The sequence below is a fragment of the Paenibacillus sp. FSL P4-0113 genome, assembly GCF_038009305.1.
GTDB lineage: Bacteria > Bacillota > Bacilli > Paenibacillales > Paenibacillaceae > Paenibacillus > Paenibacillus polymyxa_D.
Genome location: NZ_JBBPAZ010000001.1, coordinates 2140758 through 2158599, shown reverse-complemented (window position 1 = coordinate 2158599; position 17842 = coordinate 2140758). Strand labels below are relative to the sequence as shown.

General features: G+C 45.5%; 15 protein-coding genes. 12 read left to right on the top strand and 3 right to left on the bottom strand.

The genetic code is table 11. The annotated features are described in order from the left end of the window. Positions 1 to 86 precede the first annotated feature (86 nt). Positions 87 to 476 (bottom strand): TIGR04086 family membrane protein, encoded by a 390-nt coding sequence (locus MKX46_RS08890; protein ID WP_029514806.1) that lies wholly within the window; start codon positions 474 to 476, stop codon positions 87 to 89. Positions 477 to 682: 206 nt separating this feature from the next. On the opposite strand from MKX46_RS08890, the gene MKX46_RS08885 reads away from it, so the two are divergent. Continuing rightward, positions 683 to 1459 carry a DUF421 domain-containing protein gene (locus tag MKX46_RS08885; protein ID WP_029514807.1) on the top strand — a complete coding sequence of 259 codons (777 nt, stop codon included), beginning with the start codon at positions 683 to 685 and terminating at the stop codon, positions 1457 to 1459. A 5-nt stretch (positions 1460 to 1464) separates the two neighbouring features. Here MKX46_RS08885 and spoVB read toward each other — a convergent pair whose 3' ends face one another. Further along, positions 1465 to 3039, bottom strand: a complete 1575-nt coding sequence (gene spoVB, locus MKX46_RS08880; RefSeq protein ID WP_029514809.1) for a stage V sporulation protein B — start codon at positions 3037 to 3039, stop codon at positions 1465 to 1467. A 307-nt stretch (positions 3040 to 3346) separates the two neighbouring features. On the opposite strand from spoVB, the gene MKX46_RS08875 reads away from it, so the two are divergent. The 7 genes from MKX46_RS08875 to MKX46_RS08845 all read left to right on the top strand — a co-directional run bounded on the left by MKX46_RS08875 (position 3347) and on the right by MKX46_RS08845 (position 12306). Next, positions 3347 to 3604: a post-transcriptional regulator gene (locus tag MKX46_RS08875; RefSeq protein ID WP_013311570.1), complete on the top strand. Its 258-nt coding sequence runs from the start codon at positions 3347 to 3349 to the stop codon at positions 3602 to 3604. Positions 3605 to 3694: 90 nt separating this feature from the next. Continuing rightward, complete coding sequence (gene secD, locus MKX46_RS08870; RefSeq protein WP_039275022.1) at positions 3695 to 4951, top strand: protein translocase subunit SecD; 1257 nt, start codon at positions 3695 to 3697, stop codon at positions 4949 to 4951. Next, on the top strand, positions 4941 to 5858 hold the full coding sequence (gene secF / locus MKX46_RS08865; protein WP_049816863.1) for a protein translocase subunit SecF: 918 nt from the start codon (positions 4941 to 4943) through the stop codon (positions 5856 to 5858). Before secD ends, secF begins: the two co-directional genes overlap by 11 nt. Positions 5859 to 6057: 199 nt before the next feature. Next, positions 6058 to 7014 (top strand): cation diffusion facilitator family transporter, encoded by a 957-nt coding sequence (locus MKX46_RS08860; protein ID WP_029514810.1) that lies wholly within the window; start codon positions 6058 to 6060, stop codon positions 7012 to 7014. A gap of 33 nt (positions 7015 to 7047) precedes the next feature. Next, the gene (recJ, locus tag MKX46_RS08855; RefSeq protein WP_209949770.1) at positions 7048 to 9444 is read left to right on the top strand and encodes a single-stranded-DNA-specific exonuclease RecJ; all 2397 of its coding nucleotides are present in this window, start codon (positions 7048 to 7050) and stop codon (positions 9442 to 9444) included. Positions 9445 to 9513: 69 nt separating this feature from the next. Beyond that, complete coding sequence (locus MKX46_RS08850) at positions 9514 to 10026, top strand: adenine phosphoribosyltransferase (RefSeq protein WP_029514814.1); 513 nt, start codon at positions 9514 to 9516, stop codon at positions 10024 to 10026. A gap of 222 nt (positions 10027 to 10248) precedes the next feature. Further along, complete coding sequence (locus MKX46_RS08845) at positions 10249 to 12306, top strand: methyl-accepting chemotaxis protein (RefSeq protein WP_318627549.1); 2058 nt, start codon at positions 10249 to 10251, stop codon at positions 12304 to 12306. Positions 12307 to 12443: 137 nt separating this feature from the next. On the opposite strand, the gene uraA is transcribed toward MKX46_RS08845, so the two are convergent. After that, positions 12444 to 13754, bottom strand: coding sequence for a uracil permease (gene uraA, locus MKX46_RS08840; protein WP_318627548.1), 1311 nt, complete (start codon positions 13752 to 13754; stop codon positions 12444 to 12446). Between the two features lie 269 nt (positions 13755 to 14023). Here uraA and MKX46_RS08835 point away from each other — a divergent pair, with 269 nt between their 5' ends. The 4 genes from MKX46_RS08835 to MKX46_RS08820 all read left to right on the top strand — a co-directional run bounded on the left by MKX46_RS08835 (position 14024) and on the right by MKX46_RS08820 (position 17803). Beyond that, a complete protein-coding gene (locus MKX46_RS08835; protein ID WP_025720225.1) occupies positions 14024 to 16201 on the top strand; it encodes a RelA/SpoT family protein in 2178 nt (725 codons plus the stop codon). Positions 16202 to 16338: 137 nt separating this feature from the next. Next, on the top strand, positions 16339 to 16785 hold the full coding sequence (dtd, locus tag MKX46_RS08830) for a D-aminoacyl-tRNA deacylase (RefSeq protein ID WP_069012461.1): 447 nt from the start codon (positions 16339 to 16341) through the stop codon (positions 16783 to 16785). Between the two features lie 118 nt (positions 16786 to 16903). Beyond that, positions 16904 to 17065, top strand: coding sequence for a hypothetical protein (locus tag MKX46_RS08825; RefSeq protein ID WP_165150826.1), 162 nt, complete (start codon positions 16904 to 16906; stop codon positions 17063 to 17065). A gap of 231 nt (positions 17066 to 17296) precedes the next feature. Beyond that, positions 17297 to 17803 (top strand): type 1 glutamine amidotransferase domain-containing protein, encoded by a 507-nt coding sequence (locus MKX46_RS08820; protein WP_341071166.1) that lies wholly within the window; start codon positions 17297 to 17299, stop codon positions 17801 to 17803. Positions 17804 to 17842: the final 39 nt, after the last annotated feature.

The window sequence follows — 17842 nt, the reverse complement described above, 5'->3', positions numbered from 1 at the left end:
ATGCTGGTGACCGTTATACAAAAACCGAGCCTTTGAGGAGGCTCGGTTTTTTGTGTTGTTTTATTACATGGGTACAAACATTTTGATTACTTGTTGAGATTAATGCCAAACATCCCACCACCTGCGCCTATGACAAACGCGAAACCTAAGTGTAACAGGTCCTTGCCGACCATGCCCGCATCCAATGCCAGAAAACCGACCAGCAGAACGATTAGTCCATACAGGATACCTGTAATACCGCCTTGATACCAGCCTTTGTTTGCTGATCTTTTACCGGCGACGAAGCCACCAGATAGCATGGCGAATGCATGGACGATGTACGTATACAATGATAAGTCCTGTTCCTGCATCTGTGTCAGCCACAAGAGTAGTGAAAGAATCAATGCGCCAAGCAGCATCCATGCAAAAGCATAGAATAAGCCGGATAAAATAGGATGGGCCAGACGAAACGAACACCAGCGGCGAATGAGCTCCATTGATAATTCCTCCTGTACCAAGGTTTGAACTATTATCATTCTATGGCCAAGCCTCACGGCTTAGTACCAAGTCGCAAGCAGTCTTTCTCTTTATTTCAATAATTTAGCCTTTTGTTTTTTGTATGAGCCAAGTGAGGAACGGTCAGAATACGTGTACAATGAACGACTCATGTCTTATTGCAAGTACAGGGGAGGAGGCGAACATATTGAGTCACGATATTTTTGCTCATATTTTTCGGACGCTGCTCATGTATTTTATTGTATATCTGGTGATGCGCTTGATGGGTAAAAGGGAGATCGGTAAATTGTCTGTTTTCGATCTCGTCATATCCATTATGATTGCAGAAATTGCTGTATTCAGTCTGGAGGACATAAAACGTCCACTTTACGAAGGATTGATTCCTTTAGGAGTGCTGTTAATTTTGCAAATTGGGATTTCCTATTTCAGTCTGAAAAGTCGGCGACTGCGCTTACTATTTGATGGTAGGCCCAGTGTATTGTACTCTAATGGACAATTAAACAAGGACGAAATGGTGAAACAACGTTACAATTTGGATGACTTGCTGTTACAACTTCGTGAACAAAATATAGAAAGTCTGGACGAAGTTGAATATGTTATTTTGGAAACGACAGGTAAGCTAACGGTTATAGGTAAGGATGATAACGTCGGAGTGGAACACGAAAAAATGAAGCAGGAATTAAACGGAACAGATTTGGCAAACAAAGAGCTACAGGTGGATAAAGTCCATCCTTCTCCACAAATCGGTGGAAAGTTTAGATATGAGGGACTGCCTATTCCATTAATCATGGATGGTAAGGTGCTGGATCGAAATTTGGAACGAATGGATATGAACCGGTTTTGGCTTAAAAATCAAATTCAAGCGAAGGGACACAAAGATTTTAAGGATGTTTTTTTATGCTCGGTTAACCATAGAGGTGATGTGTACATTACACCACCGGCCTATGGAAAATCTTCGGATTAGATTTCTTATGCTTTAAACCATCTTCTCAGGATTGGAATGCGTGTAAGGTTGTCCCAATCAATCATTTTGATCAAGGTCATCAGGAAAAGGTACAGAATAATTCCCAAGCCTGCGGCAAAAATAAATTGGAGCCACATTTGGTCGAACATCGTTAAATGTCTGTAGGTATATAACACTGCTGCTGCCATGATGATCATGCCTATCCCGGTCTTCCAGAAATCGAGCAAACGTACGCGGAAGCGAAGTAGCCTGCTGACACTGAAGCCATGAAGGAGAGTAACAATGGCACTGTTAATACAAATGGCGATGACAGCTCCGTAGATACCGTACTGAGGTTGGGATGCAAGCCAGACGATCAGCACAATTTTGATAACGGCTCCGATAAAGGTATTTAATAAGGCACTTCCAGGACGGTCTAACGCCTGAAGTGCTGCCTGAAGCGGGGCCTGAATGTACATAAAAAGAGCAAAAGGTGCCATGAGCTTAAGCATTCCTGCAATATCGCCATTATTGTAGAGTAGCAGACACAGAGGTTCCGCCAATACATACATGATCACGGCAAATGGGGCTCCTGCAACCAAAGCGAGCCGAAGCGATTGATGTAGACGTTTGTGAATGGCTATAATATGCCCCTTAGCCGCTGCTTCGGATAACGAAGGAACGAGTGAAACAGCTAATGAACTGGTCAGAACCCCAGGTAGTAATAACACAGGAATGACCATGCCCTGCATGGCTCCATATTGTGCGGTTGCCACGCCAGTTGCAATGCCTGCTACGGCAAGGCTGCGCATGCACAAGATAGATTCGAGCAAATAGGATAAGGAACCGACAAGCCTTCCAGCAGTCACGGGAACGGATATAGACATAAGACGTGACAAAACAGATGATTGCTCGGGATAAACCTCAGAGGAGGGGCCAGGCGAATTCGGCTGAAGGATGCGATCTTTTCGCTGGTTACACACGTATTGCCATAGAAGCACAATCATGCCAATGAATTCGCCCGCCAGAGCACCGAGCATGGCACCTGCAGCAGCGTAGGCTACCCCATGGGGAAGTAACAAGTAAGCAAACCAAATGACACAAAAAATGCGCATAACGGTCTCGGCAATCGAGGAACTAGCGGAAGGAATCATATTTTGCTTTCCCTGAAAATAGCCCCTATAAGCTGAAGAAACAGCTACAATGACAATCATTGGGCTCATGCTCACGAATGTATAATACACGCGGCTGTCGGTCAGAAGATGGCTTGTGATCCAAGGCGCGAACACAAGACAGAGAACCATGGCGATCAGACTGAGTGTAATGGTTAAGCGCAGGCTGGTGTGCAAAATACGCCGCGACATTTCGGGCTGTCCCGCCGTTTCGGCTTCGGCTACTAGCTTGGCTACCGCAAGAGGGATTCCCCCTGTAATAAGCGTCACCAGAACGATAAAAAAGGGATACCCCTGTTGGTACAAGCCAACTCCTTCGGGGCCGATGATACGCGGGAGTGCGATTCGGGGAATAAAACCTAGTATCCGGTTGATAATTCCTGCTGCCAATAAAATAATTGCTCCATGGATGAATGTCTGCTTTTTCAATCGCAACTCCCTCTTCCCCAAAATGTAATTCTGCGTCTATACATTACTTTAGAAGATATGCTGGACCTGTCCATCTTCATGACAAGCTTTTCCGTTCAGAAACAAAGTGATTTAGACAACAAGAGGGAGAGTGGTGAATTCTGCTATTGACGAGCGAAATGATTGCATATATTGTTGATTTAAGGCTATTTTCAACGAGAAGAAGGGTTTTCCAGGATCAGGACAGAAATGTTCTACAAAGCAGTCAATAACCCCGCTAATTGCTGATCTGCGGAACCGGTAGTCGCTGGGAGGAGGAACGGCCATCGTGGGTATGGAAGAGCTGGATGAGCAGGATTGGGATGACGCAATTGAGATGCTTTGTCAAAGTAAGGCGGACGAGTTGATTCTCGTAGGCTATGAGCATGTCACAAGTAAGGACGTGTGGAATTGCGTCAGCCATAAATATGAAAAGGAGGGTATTCCTCCGCTGCACAAGCTCGTTAACGATATACTTTCCCTTAAAGCGACGAGCTTTATGAACTATTTGACTATGTCCGCATTACGGGGCTCCACTTTCGAATAGAAGGGGGTCTTTTTTTGCGTTCAAATTGACTGCTTTTTGAGGGGTAGCTATAATAGGAATATTGAGAATGAAAGGGGAACATGGGACGGAATGAAGAGAATTCTAAGTTTCATCGTGGTCGTGCTCATAACTACTGGTGTTATGATCGGGACAAGCCCGGGCCTACTGAACAGTTTAAAATTAGGCCTCGATTTAAAGGGAGGCTTTGAAATTTTATATGAAGCCCAGCCTTTGGAAGCCGGGCAGAGTGTAACCAGACAGTCTCTTATACAAACAGCTCAAAGTCTGGAGAGACGGATTAATGCGCTCGGTACGACTGAGCCGGAAGTAACAACAGAGGGGAGCAACCGTATTCGCGTGCGGCTTGCTGGTGTCACTAATGAGGCAGAAGTTCGCTCCATGCTGAAAAAGCCTGCAGAATTAACGTTTCGCAGTGCAACGGCAGCAGATGCTAAGAAGCCAGGTCAATACAGCAAAATTGAGCTCCGCGGTAATGATTTTGTGGAGAATGGCGCTGTTGTAGGCTATGATCAGCTGAATCAACCTGAGATTAGTATCAAAGTCAAGGACAAAGCTAAATTTGCAGAAATCACAAAGCGGCTTCTGAATAAAGAATTAGCTATTTTCCTTGATCAGGAATTGCTGTCTGCACCCACAGTGCGTGGGGAATTAACGGACGGTAGCGCGTCAATCACAGGTAGCTACACTCGTGATGAAGCGAATAAACTGGCGGATACGATTAATCTGGGTGCCCTTCCGCTCAAACTGACGGAAAAATATTCTCAGAGTGTAGGTGCTACGCTGGGTCAATTGTCACTGGATCAGACGATTCGTGCTGGATTGATCGGCTCGATCATTATTCTGGTATTTATGATTGCAATGTTCCGTGTACCGGGATTAGTGGCCAGTTTCTGTCTCATCGTTCATACCTGGGTAGTGCTTGCGATTTTCTACTTGGGTGGATTTGTACTCACACTCCCAGGTATCGCCGCCTTTGTGCTCGGGATCGGGATGGCGGTCGATGCCAACATCATTACGTATGAACGGATTAAAGAAGAAATCAAGTCAGGCAAAACGATTCGTTCTTCTGTCATTGCAGGTAGTAAGGCTTCGTTCCGTACCGTTATGGATGCCAATGTTACGACAATTATAGCGGCAGCGGTTATGTTTGGTCTGGGAACAGGCTCCGTTCGAGGATTCGCTTTGGTGCTCATCGTTGATATTGTCACCAGTATTTTGACGAATATCTTCTTCTCCCGCTTCTTACTCAATCTGCTGGTTAAAGCGGATGCTGTGAAGAAGGCCAAGTATTTTGGTGTGAAGGAGAGTGATATCAGTGCGCTTTAATTGGAACTTGAAATATATTAAGATGAGCAAGTGGTTTTACACGTTCTCGATTATTATCACACTGCTTGGTATTCTAAGCTTGTCAATATTCGGCTTGAATTACGGGGTAGACTTTCGTTCCGGTTCCAATGTGGATGTCAATTTGACTAAGGTTGTTACACAGGAACAGATCCAAACTTTGCTGGACAAGCAGAAAATCGGTAAAGAGGTAGATTATACACCGGGGAAAGAGCGTTTCGGCATTCGCTTCTCACAGGTGTTGACGGATCAGCAAGTGAATGATTTTAAGATTTCTTTTAATAAACAGCTGGATCCGAAGGCTTCGTTTGAGGTCAATACAGTGGATACGGAAATGGCACAAGAACTGGAGCAGAATGCAATATGGGCGATTTTGCTAGCATGTGTAGCCATAGCGGTCTATATTTCGATCCGGTTTGAATGGCGGTTTGCCATTGCAGCCATCGTTTCGTTGTTGCATGATGCCTTCCTCGTTATCAGTATTTTCTCGCTTTTCCGGCTTGAGGTGGATTTGACCTTTATTACGGCAATTCTGACGATTGTTGGTTTCTCCATTAATGACACCGTCGTTATTTTTGACCGTATTCGGGAAAATCTACGATTTGCGAAGAAGAAGTCCAGGGACGACTTAGAGCAGGTAGTTGATCACAGTATTGCGCAGACAATGACTCGGTCACTTGCAACCGTGTTTACGGTGTTTATTGCCTCCGTATGTTTGTTCATATTTGGCGGCGAATCGATCCGTATGTTCTCACTTGCAATGGTCATTGGTTTGTTGTTTGGTGCTTATTCCTCCATTTTCATTGCCAGCCCGCTGTGGGTGGCATTGAAAGGAAAACAAAAATCTCCGACAGCTGGCGGGGGCGCGGCCAAAACTGCAAAGTCTTAAGTTACGCAAATACCAGTAGTATAAATTAAAGAGAAAGCCGCGTCTGCTTGGGCGCGGTTTTCTAAGGTTTTAAGATTTACCTTAAGTAAGGCTCAGTAGTGGCACTTAAATGTGAATGGTTTTTGATTTTGAGAAATTCGGTTATTTTAGATTGAGCTTTATTGGGAAAGGGTTAGTTCAGGATTGAGGGGGAAACGTTGTGAATAGCGAACGCAGCCGATCATTGGAAACTGCGGCGTTGAGCGGGATTGTAGGTAATCTCGCGCTGGCTGTTCTAAAGGGAGCCGTCGGTTATGCGGCAAACAGCAAGGCGTTGTTGGGAGATGCACTGCACACGGCTGCAGATAGTGCTTCCCGTTTGCAGGAGCTTCTGTGTTCCAAGGGTGCTACAGGGCACGGAATGCTGGCACGGTTGCGAAACGGTGAAAAGGTTCGAACGGTCATATCTGTGGTACTGGCTATTTTAGTGCTGATGAGCGGTCTTCAGCTAGCTATCTCGGCTGTTCGTTCATTAAGCAGTTCGGAACCGCAGGCACCCGGTCTGTATGCATTAATTACCGTATTTATTGCGTTGGTATTGAGAGAAGCGCTATTTCAGTTTCAATATCGCTACTCGATTAAACATGGTCATAAAGAGGAAGCAGATCGGTACGCAAACCATGAACGTTACTCGCTGTATGCATCGTTGATTGCATTGATTGGCATGATCGGCGCAATGACTGGCGAAGCAATGGAATGGCCTGCATTATTATATCTTGATCCAACCGCAGCTTTGCTCGTAGCCTGTCTGGTGCTGCGTAAAGGATATTTGATGGTAATGAATACCGCTTACCAGGTTCCTGCGCAGCCCTTGCAGGAGGAAGACTCCCGACGCTTTATGGAGACGATTCAACGGGTGTATGGTATTGTAACGGTTGAACACTTACATGCCCAGGAAACAGGGCATTTCATAACAGTGGATGTAACGATAAGTGTGAACCCGCGGATTACGGTACAGGAAGCGCAGGAAATCGCCGATCGAGCCAAAAATTTACTGTTAGCCCGTTTTCCACAGGTGACCCATGTACAAATGCAGTTCATTTCTTATCAAGCCGGATATCCATACAAATCCAATCATGAACTGCCAGATAATGATGTGTCGTCGTTGCTTCAATAGGGCAGGACGACTATGAAAGAAAGGTGAATAGGATTGCTTCATTCGCAGTACAGATGGAAGACCCCAGAGGCTAACCTGGAAGCGGCTCAGCTGTTGACAGGGGAACTGGGGATTTCACCATTGTTGTCCCGGCTTTTAGTGAACCGGGGCGTCACTACCGCCGGGGAAGCAAACCGCTTTTTGTACGGAAGTGTGGACGATGTACACGACCCTTTTTTGCTTCTTGGTATGGAAGAGGCTGTGCCGAGAATTCGTCAGGCTCTGGAACGTGGCGAGCATATATTAATCTATGGAGATTATGATGCGGACGGCGTATCCAGTACATCATTGATGATTCAGCTCATGCGTTTTCTAAAGGCTTCCTATGATATTTATATTCCTCATCGTTCTAACGAGGGATATGGTCTGCATAACCATGCCCTTGATTGGGCACATCAGCAGGGAGTTACACTGGTCATTACGGTAGATACGGGAATTAGTGCAGTAGAGCAAATTGCTTATGCAACTTCCTTGGGGATAGACGTTATTGTGACGGACCATCATGAGCCGCCTGCAGTACTTCCCGAGGCATATACTTTGATTAATCCGAAGCTCCCCGGTTGCCCATACCCATTTAAAGGTCTTGCTGGTGTTGGTGTTGCCCTGAAGCTCGCTCAGGCGCTGTTGGGTGAAGTGCCGGAGGAATGGTTTGAAATCGTCGCTATCGGCACGGTAGCCGATCTGATGCCACTACATGGTGAAAATCGGACGATGGTACGCAGAGGGATTCAATCCATGAGAAACTCTGCTTTTCCGGGGATTCGTGCGTTGCTCCATGTAGCGGGCGTAGATATATCTACAGTGACTTCAGTCAACATCGCATTTGCCTTGGCTCCGCGGATTAATGCCAGCGGGCGCCTGGATCATGCGGGACGAGCCGTTTCTCTGCTGACGACAGAAAAAGAGGAAGAAGCAGACCAACTTGCGCATGCGCTGGACCTGCTCAATCGTGAGCGTCAACAGGTGGTCGAACGTATTGTGGAGCAAGCCGAGCAACAATTGGCATCCAAACTGAACGGAGGCAAGCTACCGTCAGTTATTGTATTGGCTGGTGAAGGCTGGAATGTCGGCGTTGTCGGAATTGTGGCATCCAAGCTGTTGGATCGCTATTATCGACCGACCATTATTCTGGGTATAGATGCTGAGACAGGTATGTGCAAAGGTTCCGCCCGTTCTATTCCTGCATTGGATATTTACAGTGCTCTTACGGACAGCCATGAGCTTATGGAGCATTTTGGTGGTCATCCTTCGGCAGCGGGTATGACGCTGTCCTGTGATAATCTGGAATTGTTTGAAGAGCAGCTGAACCGCTATGCGGGTTCCATTTTGACACCAGACGATCTCATTCCTGTAGCTGAGGCTGATATGGTCTGTCGTTTGGACGAGGTATCTTTGCAAGTGGTTGAAGAACTGGAGTTGCTTCAGCCTTTTGGTATGGGGAATCCATCTCCACGATTCGTATTACAGGGTCTGCAATTGCGTGAGGCTCGTAAAATGGGACGTGAGAAAAATCATGTGAAGCTCCTGCTGGAGCAGAACGGTTTATCGCTGGACGCGATTGCCTTCCGTCGTGGCGATTTGGCTGATTTTTTACAGCAAGAAACGGAGATAGATCTGCTGGGTGAATTGTCAATTAACGAATGGAACGGTAAAAGGTCTCTCCAGCTCATGATGCAGGACATTCGAGTGCAGGCGCCGCAAATTTTTGATTATCGTGGAGTGTCGGACCCTTTTGCCGAATTAGAGCGGGGACTCAAGATCTTTCATCCACGCATAGAGGAAAGAAAGAAAGACGTTGCGGTGTTGGTCCACCCGTCATCTAGGCTTCGTACATCTAGCTCCGTGGACACTGAATCCTTATGGTTATACGATAAAGATGGCAGCGTTATTCCCAGTGATGGTCAAAGAGATGCACAGCACTCTGTGAAGTCGCTGTTCGTACTGGAGCCGCCGGATACACCGGATCAGTTCCAGGCATTATGGTCTACCTTTGAAAATGTAGAAAACGTATTTCTCCTTCATTCAGTCAGTGAACGTGGCGGTCGACTCGTAAGCCCAGACAGAGAGCTGTTCAAGCGCATTTACGTTGTGCTTTCCCGATTGGGAACACAGCCTATTGATGAAAAGGCAATGCTGCCTGCTCTTAGTCGACAGTGTTCCTGTTCAGTACGCATGTTATCCAAAGTATTGGACATCTTCGAAGAGCTTGAGTTTATGACGCGTACAGATGGTCAATTCCGTTTTGTATCCAATCCGCCCAAGCGGGATTTAACTGCTTCTCCGCGCTATCAGGAATTATATAATATGGCTGAAATGGAGCGGTATTTGCTGGATGCGGACACCACCCAGATGACGAGCTGGATTATGTCTCTTATGAAGGGTGCGTCTTGAGATACTATTTCGTAATTTATGTTGTAAAATGTATATACTAATTTGAAGTTTACAGTAGGAGGAACTAAGTTGGACTACAAAGAATATATTCGGGTGATTTCCGATTTTCCACAACCAGGGATTAGTTTTAAAGACATTACAACCCTAATGAAAAATGGTGAACTGTACCGCAAGGCTATCAACGATATGAAGGAATTGGTATCGGATTTAAAAATTGATTTGATTGCAGGTCCAGAAGCACGTGGATTCGTTATCGGTGCGCCTCTGGCTTATGCGCTTGGCGTTGGTTTTATTCCCATCCGTAAAAGTGGCAAGCTCCCTGGAGAAACCATTGAGGAAGCATACGGTTTGGAGTATGGTAAAGATACGCTGGCGATGCATAAGGATGCTATAGAGCCAGGCCAAAATGTTTTGATTGCTGATGACCTGCTTGCTACAGGTGGAACTATTGCTACATCCGTAAACTTGGTACGCCAGCTTGGTGGCAATGTGGCAGGGGCTGCTTTTCTTATCGAGCTGTCTGATCTAAACGGTCGGGCGAAGCTGCCTGACGTAGATGTATTCACCCTGATTACGTATTAAGTATTTCGAAACCTGGGTTTCCCGGGAAATAATTATGTATGGATTGCCTAAATAGTCCGATGGAACATCTCTTTATCTAAAGAGTTGCTCCATCGGGCTATTTTGTTTAGAAGCGTTTTAGGTGTGACTTTGTTTGACTGGTGCAAATTACCACTGTTTTTATTGGGAATAGTTATAAAAAATTTAAAATAAATGTCGATAAATAATTAAAAAGGAGCAGAGGTGGTCATATTGGGTTTATTTCGATTTAAGAGTTTACAGGCACGGACATTTTCTACCTTGATTCCGCTTGTACTTATAACGCTGATTTTAATCAGCTTTTTGTCTTATTTTTTTGCCAAGCAGAAGCTAGATACGGAAATAAGCCAAAATGCTGCTCATTCCTTATCGAGGGTTAAAGCAGATATTGCAGCTAACGTAGATCGTCATGCTTTACTTGTTTCGATGCTGACTAAGAGTGCGGAACAACTGGGAACAGGAATGAACATTGAGGGTTATGGACGATTCTTTGAACAAGAGCTGGCATTAAATGATATGACCTATGGGTTAGGGATTTATTTTGCTAAAGGTGCGTATGATCCGGGAGTGACTTACCGTTCCATATATGTGCATAGAGATGGCCAGCTAGTGAAGCAAACGATTGAATATGATGATCCACAGTATGACTACTTAACACAGCCATGGTATACAGAAGCCGTGGAACGTGGTAAGGAAATAAATTTTACGGAGCCTTTTTACGATAGCAGACTGAAAGTCAATATGATTACTGCAGGGAAAGCATTTTATGACAGGGAAGGGAAGCTGTTAGGTGTCATTACTGGCGACCTGAATATGACAAACATTCAAACGTTTATTGAAAAAATGAAGTTTGGTGCTAACGGTAGTGCGATCTTGATGGATAAGAATGGAGCCATTTTGTCATCCGGTCTTCCGTCCTTAAAAGCAGGCGAGCCGTTAACAAAAACGATGAATGCGGAAGCAGCACAATCTATTCAAAGTGGTACGTCCGGACAACTATCCGTACCCATTGATAGTGAGGACTACCGGATAATGTACGAAACACTCCCACAAACCGGATGGAAAATCGGCGTATTACTGCCAGAATCCGATTTGAACCGCTCTGCGAACGAAATGCTTAAACTTCTTCTTATTGTTAGTGTTATAGGCATCTTGCTAATTATGGGAGCGTTATTAATTAACAATTCAGGTATGATCAAAGAGATTAAAAAAATTATGCAGATAACCAATCGTATGGCTCATGGGGATTACAGCGTTGAACTAACACAACAACGTAAGGATGAATTTGGCCAAATGGCTGACGGGATCAATAAGGTGATTGCGGCAACCAGAGGAATGGCATCACGTTTGAGCGAAGAGTCAGATGTTATCTCAGGCGTATCTATAAAAATTTCCCAAGAGATTTCTGGGGCTACTAAAGATGCGCAGCATAATGCAGGAGAACTGGCACAGGTGAAGGAAGGAGCCGAGCTTCAATTGGTCGCAGCAGCAGAGAGTGCGACTGCGATGGAAGAAATGGCTGTTGGCATACAGCGTATTGCTGAATCTATCCAGCATGTATCCGAGGCTACCACTGAGATTGAACATAAGGCACAACAAGGAAATGAACGGTTGACCGTGGTCAACCAAGGAATGCATAAAGCGAAAATATCTATGGATGAGGCAGGCAGGGTAGTAAGCTCATTGAATGAGCGGTCCGCCCAAATTGGCAGCATAATTGGAATGATTCAGGAAATTAGTGGGCAGACCAAGTTGCTATCACTGAATGCTTCCATTGAAGCCGCACGTGCAGGGGAGCATGGCCGAGGGTTCGCTGTGGTGGCTTCAGAAATCGGCAAGCTGGCTGTAAACGTGAGCGAGTCTGCGGAACAAATTACGAGTCGAATCCGATCCATGCAGGAAGAAACCAAATTAGCTTTGGAAGGAATGCAGCAGGGTGCTCTGGAGATGGATGAAGGAGTATCTATTTTACTTGAGGTGGAAGAACGTTTTATTGCGATGAATCAAGATATTCAGCAGGTGGCGATAGAAGTGCAGGAGGTTTCATCTGCCTCAGAAGAAATGTCGGCAGGTTCAGAGGAAGTTGCAGCCTCTATTGGATATCTTGCAGACATTGCGAAAGCTTCAGCTAAACGTACAGAGCAAGCCTCGGAACGATCCGAACGGCAGCTTAAGGATCTGGAAGGTATGGACAGCTCTGTCAAGACACTTACAGGTGTCTCTGATACGCTTAATCAGGTCGTATCTCGCTTTCGTGTGTGATATCTTTAGAAAAAAAGGCCGTGCATAAAAAAACGCCGCTCCATTGAGATATGGATCTTTACACGCTTGTCTATACAGCCTGAGCGTGTTGATCCATAACTAACATGGAGCGGCCTTTTAAAGTTGAAAAAAAGATATCAATCTGGTGTTTTCTCGGTTAAAGGTTCCTGTGATTTATCGTTGGACCAGCCGAGCACGTCAATCAGCTTGAAGAACAAGCTGAGGATGATGCCGATGATTGTAGCCAATGCCATACCTTTCAAGGTTACAGCGCCCCAAGTGAGCGTAGTACCACTGATTCCGACAACAAGCACGATGGTCGCAAGCAGCATGTTAGTTGGCTTGGCGAAATCAACCTTTTGCTCAACGAAGATTCTTAGACCGGAGGCAGCAATGACACCGAATAATAGTAAGGATACGCCACCCATAACTGGAGCTGGAATATTAGAAACAATCGCTGAGAACGTGCCTGAAAAGGACAGCAGGATGGCAATGATAGCCGCTCCGCCAATAACCCATACAGAGTACACTTTAGTTAATGCCATGACACCAATATTTTCACCATAAGTCGTATTAGGCGTAGAACCGACAAAACCCGAAATGACGGTGGAAATACCGTTACCCAGCAGAGAGCGGTGGAGACCAGGATCTTTGGACAACTCACGCCCGACAATGTTGCTAGTCACAAGTAAGTGACCAATATGCTCTACGATGACGACCAGAGCAACAGGAAGAATCGTCAGCATAGCAGAGGTATTAAAAACTGGAGTGGTAATTGCAGGATGTCCGAAAAAAGGAGCGTCTGCGATGGCCTGTGTATTGACCATGCCCATAAAATAAGCAAGCACATAGCCCACTACGATACCGATCAGAATATGGATGATTTTGGCAAACCCGCGAAACAACACCGCACCCAGAACAGTAACCCCGAGTGTAACGAGCGAAAGAGTAATCGTTTTGGGATCTGGAGTCCATGCTTTAGTAGGATCGGCATTGATAATGCCTGCCATGCCTGCTGCAACCGGAACCAGCTCCAGACCGATTAAGGCTACGATGGAGCCCATAACAGCTGGAGGAAAAACGACGTCCAGCCAACGGGTTCCGGCATATTTGATCACCAGTGCGACGAGGCAGAAAATAATACCTGTAATGATGAAAGCACCGAGGGCCATAGCATAGCCGTTGCCGCCGGGATTGTTTTTAAGCACAAGACTGACGGGAGCGATAAAAGCGAAGCTGGAGCCGAGATAGGCGGGGATTTTGCCACGGCAGATCCAGATGTACAACAATGTGCCAATACCGTTCATTAGCAAAATCATGCCGGGATCGACGCCGAAAATATTCGGCACCAGCACGGTACTGCCAAACATGGCAAACAAATGCTGTACGCTGAGCAGGAACCCAGGTCCTGCCGGTAGCTTTTCATTAACTTGAATTTCGCGTTGCAACGCAGTTCACTCCTTAGTTCTTTCAATTATTCTTATATACATTAATTACTTTTCGTAATTTTTTCAATATAATTCGTTTCAATTCGTCAACATTCCTCATTTTACTTATCCATGTGTGACAGAATAATGCTACAATGCCAAACCTGTAATAGTTGACGTGTGACGTGCTAACCGTCATAATTGTAGGAAATCACTTTTAAAAGGGAACCTTTGCGCGACATTGATCGGCGGGTTCCATTTTGCATAGAAAGGACACGGAATAGAGCAGAATGGGGATAGAGCAATTACTTAAAAAGGCCGGGGCCTATACCAGAGAAGCAGATCTTATCCGCATCAGGGACGCCTATGATTTTGCCGAACAGGCCCATTCCGGCCAGACTCGTAAGTCCGGTGAACCTTATATTCTGCATCCGCTTGCGGTTGCTGATATCGTCGTTAATATGCAGATGGATACCATCTCCATTATCGCCGCTCTTTTACATGACGTTGTGGAGGATACGACGGTGTCTTTGGCGCAGATTCGCGAGCATTTTGGCGATACATGTGCGATGCTTGTCGATGGTCTGACGAAACTGGAGCGTATCCAGTTCCGTTCCAAGGAAGAACAACAGAACGAAAATTATCGAAAAATGTTTATTGCTATGGCGCAGGACATTCGTGTCATTGTCATTAAGTTAGCAGATCGTCTGCACAACATGCGTACCTTGAAATATCAGTCAGAGGAAAGCCAGCGTCGGATTGCTTATGAAACGTTAGAGATTTTCTGTCCGGTTGCAAACCGACTGGGTATTTCAGCCATTAAGTGGGAAATGGAAGATATTGCTCTGCGCTATCTGAATCCTCAGCAGTATTATCGCATTGCTAATTTGATGCATAAGAAGCGGGCAGAGCGGGAGCAGTTTATTGATAATGTCATACAGCGTATCAGAGAAAAGCTGGAAGAGATGGGCATTCAGGCTGATCTGTCCGGACGCCCTAAACATATTTACAGTGTGTTTAAAAAAATGACGACGAAGAACAAGCAGTTCAATGAAATATATGATTTGCTGGCGATTCGAATTATTGTGGATAACATTAAAGACTGTTACGCCACACTGGGGATTATCCATACGTTGTGGAAGCCGATGCCGGGGCGGTTTAAGGATTATATCGCTATGCCTAAGGCCAATATGTATCAGTCCCTTCATACGACAGTAGTAGGTCCTAACGGGGAGCCTACCGAGGTGCAAATTCGCACAGTGGATATGCATCGTACCGCTGAATTCGGGATTGCGGCCCATTGGGCCTATAAAGAAGGCAACGGAGCAAACAACACTAACTTTGAGGATAAAATCACCTTTTTTCGAGAAATCCTGGAGCTGCAAAATGAAGCGAAGGATGCGTCGGAATTTGTGGAATCGCTCAAAATGGACTTTTTCTCAGACCTTGTGTTTGTGTTTACTCCTAAGGGAGAGGTCATTGAGTTGCCAGCCGGATCCGTTCCGCTGGACTTTGCTTTCCGTATTCATACCGAAGTTGGCAATCGAACGATTGGCTCTAAGGTAAATGGAAGAATCGTACCTTTGGATTATCGGCTTAAAACTGGGGATATTGTCGAAATTATGACGTCCAAACATTCTTATGGACCTAGTCAGGACTGGCTCAAAATTGCTCAGTCCTCTCACGCGCGCAGTAAAATCAAACAATGGTTCAAGAAAGAAAAGCGTGAGGAGAATGTTGAAAAAGGCCGTGAAAATCTGGAACGTGAGCTAAGAAAACGCGATATCGAGCCATCGGTGTGGATGAGCGACGACAAGCTTCAGGAAGTGGCACAGAAGTTCTCTTTTAACGATTCCGAAGATATGCTGTCTGCGATTGGTTTTGGTGGTATAACCGCAGCGCAGGTCTGTACACGTTTGACAGAGAAGCTGCGTAAGGAACAAGAAGAGGCACGGTTGATCGAATTGACGACCGAGGTCAAGGAGTACAAGCCGCAGGGCGAACGGAAAAAAACACCTACCAACGGTGTCAGCGTCAGAGGCGTCGATAATTTACTCGTTCGTTTTGCACGATGTTGTAATCCCGTACCGGGAGATGACATCATTGGCTATGTAACACGTGGACGCGGCGTATCCGTTCACCGGACGGATTGCCCGAATATTCCTTCGGGTACGGGCGAAGACCAGGCGCGTGTGATTGAAGTAGAGTGGGAAGAAGCAGCGGAAGTCAATTACAGTGTCGATATTGAGATTACGGGCCATGATCGCAACGGTTTGCTGAATGAAGTGCTTCAGGCCATTTCTGAGAACAAAACCAGCTTCTCGGCCGTTACAGGTCGTACAGATAAAAATAAAATGGCGATGATTCACATCACGATTCTCATTCGCAACACGGATCATTTGCATTCTGTTGTCGAACGGATTAAACGGGTGAAGGATGTATACACCGTGCATCGGATTATGCAATAACCTTATGAAGCGTACAGATAGGTTTATAGCCTTTGTAACATATCTTGGGTAGAAAGACCCATAGGCTGCTAAAAGAGCCGTAGTACGGCTGTGAGCACCTTTTAAAAGGGAAGGTTAAAGGAGATATCGGATAGTCGATGAAGATCATTATTCAGCGCTGTAAAGACGCTCAGGTAACGGTGAATCAAAAGGTGGTTGGCAAGATTGGAACCGGATTAATGCTGCTGGTTGGTATTGGTCAGGGAGATACAGCAGCCGATGCCGTTTATTTGGCGGATAAAACGGCGGGATTACGTATATTTGATGATGCTGAAGGCAAAATGAATGACAGCGTTCTGGATGTCGGTGGAGCCATTTTGTCTGTCTCTCAATTTACGTTGTATGGTGACTGCCGTAAAGGAAGAAGGCCTAACTTTATGGGGGCGGCCAAACCTGAGGAAGCGGAGAAGCTGTATGATTTCTTCAACAGTCAGCTTCGAGCCAAGGGCCTGAAGGTAGAAACGGGAATTTTTGGGGCTATGATGGATGTTTCATTGACGAACTGGGGCCCAGTCACACTGATTTTGGATACCGAACGTTCGTAACTATACATTCACGGCGAGGTCTGAGTAGAATAAAATAGCTGTTCAGAGGGACCATAATGTCATCCCAATTGGTGATTAGCCAGGCGGATAGCCTAAGGGTGACAGGAGAGACGAAGCTATGCGTCAAACCCCAAAAATGGACGGGCATCGAAGCACTATGCTGCTTTTTCCCGGTAGTATGCAGGAGGCAATCAGCCTTACTCGTAATGCTGATACGTTATTACAGCATGTTGCAACAGCCATAGACAAGCCAGGACGCGGCGCTTTGCCGCGCAGGTAACATTGGGTTAAATGGAGCGTTAATAAGGTGCCACCCGAAAGTAGCATAAAGTGGCCAAAAATAAAATATGTAGCATTGAATTAGTGGAGGAGCCGAAAGGCTCCTTTTTCTTTTCCGCCGCTGCGAATTGTTATAAAAACAGATCAAGCGGGTAATAACAAATCGTGGTAGAAAAATAAGCTTAATTTTAAACTTGTATCAGGGATAACCGGAAAGGAGATCTGAACATTCATGAGTAAAATTGCATTTTTATTGGCTGACCAATTTGAAGATTCCGAAATGAAGGTACCTTATGATGAATTAAAAAAGGCTGGACATGAGGCGGATATTGTTGGGCTGAAGCAAGGTGAGAAAGTGAGCGGTAAGCAAGGTAAAGTAAGCTATACTATTGAAAAAGCCATTGCAGATGTGAAATCAAGTGATTATGATGCAGTTGTTATTCCTGGTGGATCATCTCCGGAAAATCTCCGTTTGGATGCAAATGTTCTGAAATTTGTAACTGAAATTAATGAGTCCAAAAAAACGATTGGCGCTATCTGTCACGGGCCACAAATTTTGGCGAGTGCCGATTTGTTACAAGGCCGGACGATTACAGCTTATCCTCCATTGAAAGATGACTTGATTAATGCGGGTGCTCATTTTGAGGATCAAGAGGCGGTTGTGGACGGTAACTTTATTACGTCTCGGACCCCTAAGGATGAGCCCGCTTTTGTGCGTGAGTTGTTAAAGGCATTGTAATTTCCGTGAATGCTTCCTAGATTTATGCCAGTACAATTC

Bases quoted from the DNA above. Each gene is read 5' to 3' on its own strand.
- dtd (WP_069012461.1), top strand. From the start codon at position 16,339: ATGAAGATCATTATTCAGCGCTGTAAAGACGCTCAGGTAACGGTGAAT.
- MKX46_RS08835 (WP_025720225.1), top strand. From the start codon at position 14,024: ATGGGGATAGAGCAATTACTTAAAAAGGCCGGGGCCTATACCAGAGAA.
- MKX46_RS08820 (WP_341071166.1), top strand. From the start codon at position 17,297: ATGAGTAAAATTGCATTTTTATTGGCTGACCAATTTGAAGATTCCGAA.
- MKX46_RS08890 (WP_029514806.1), bottom strand. From the start codon at position 476: ATGGAGCTCATTCGCCGCTGGTGTTCGTTTCGTCTGGCCCATCCTATT.
- secD (WP_039275022.1), top strand. From the start codon at position 3,695: ATGAAGAGAATTCTAAGTTTCATCGTGGTCGTGCTCATAACTACTGGT.
- MKX46_RS08825 (WP_165150826.1), top strand. From the start codon at position 16,904: ATGCGTCAAACCCCAAAAATGGACGGGCATCGAAGCACTATGCTGCTT.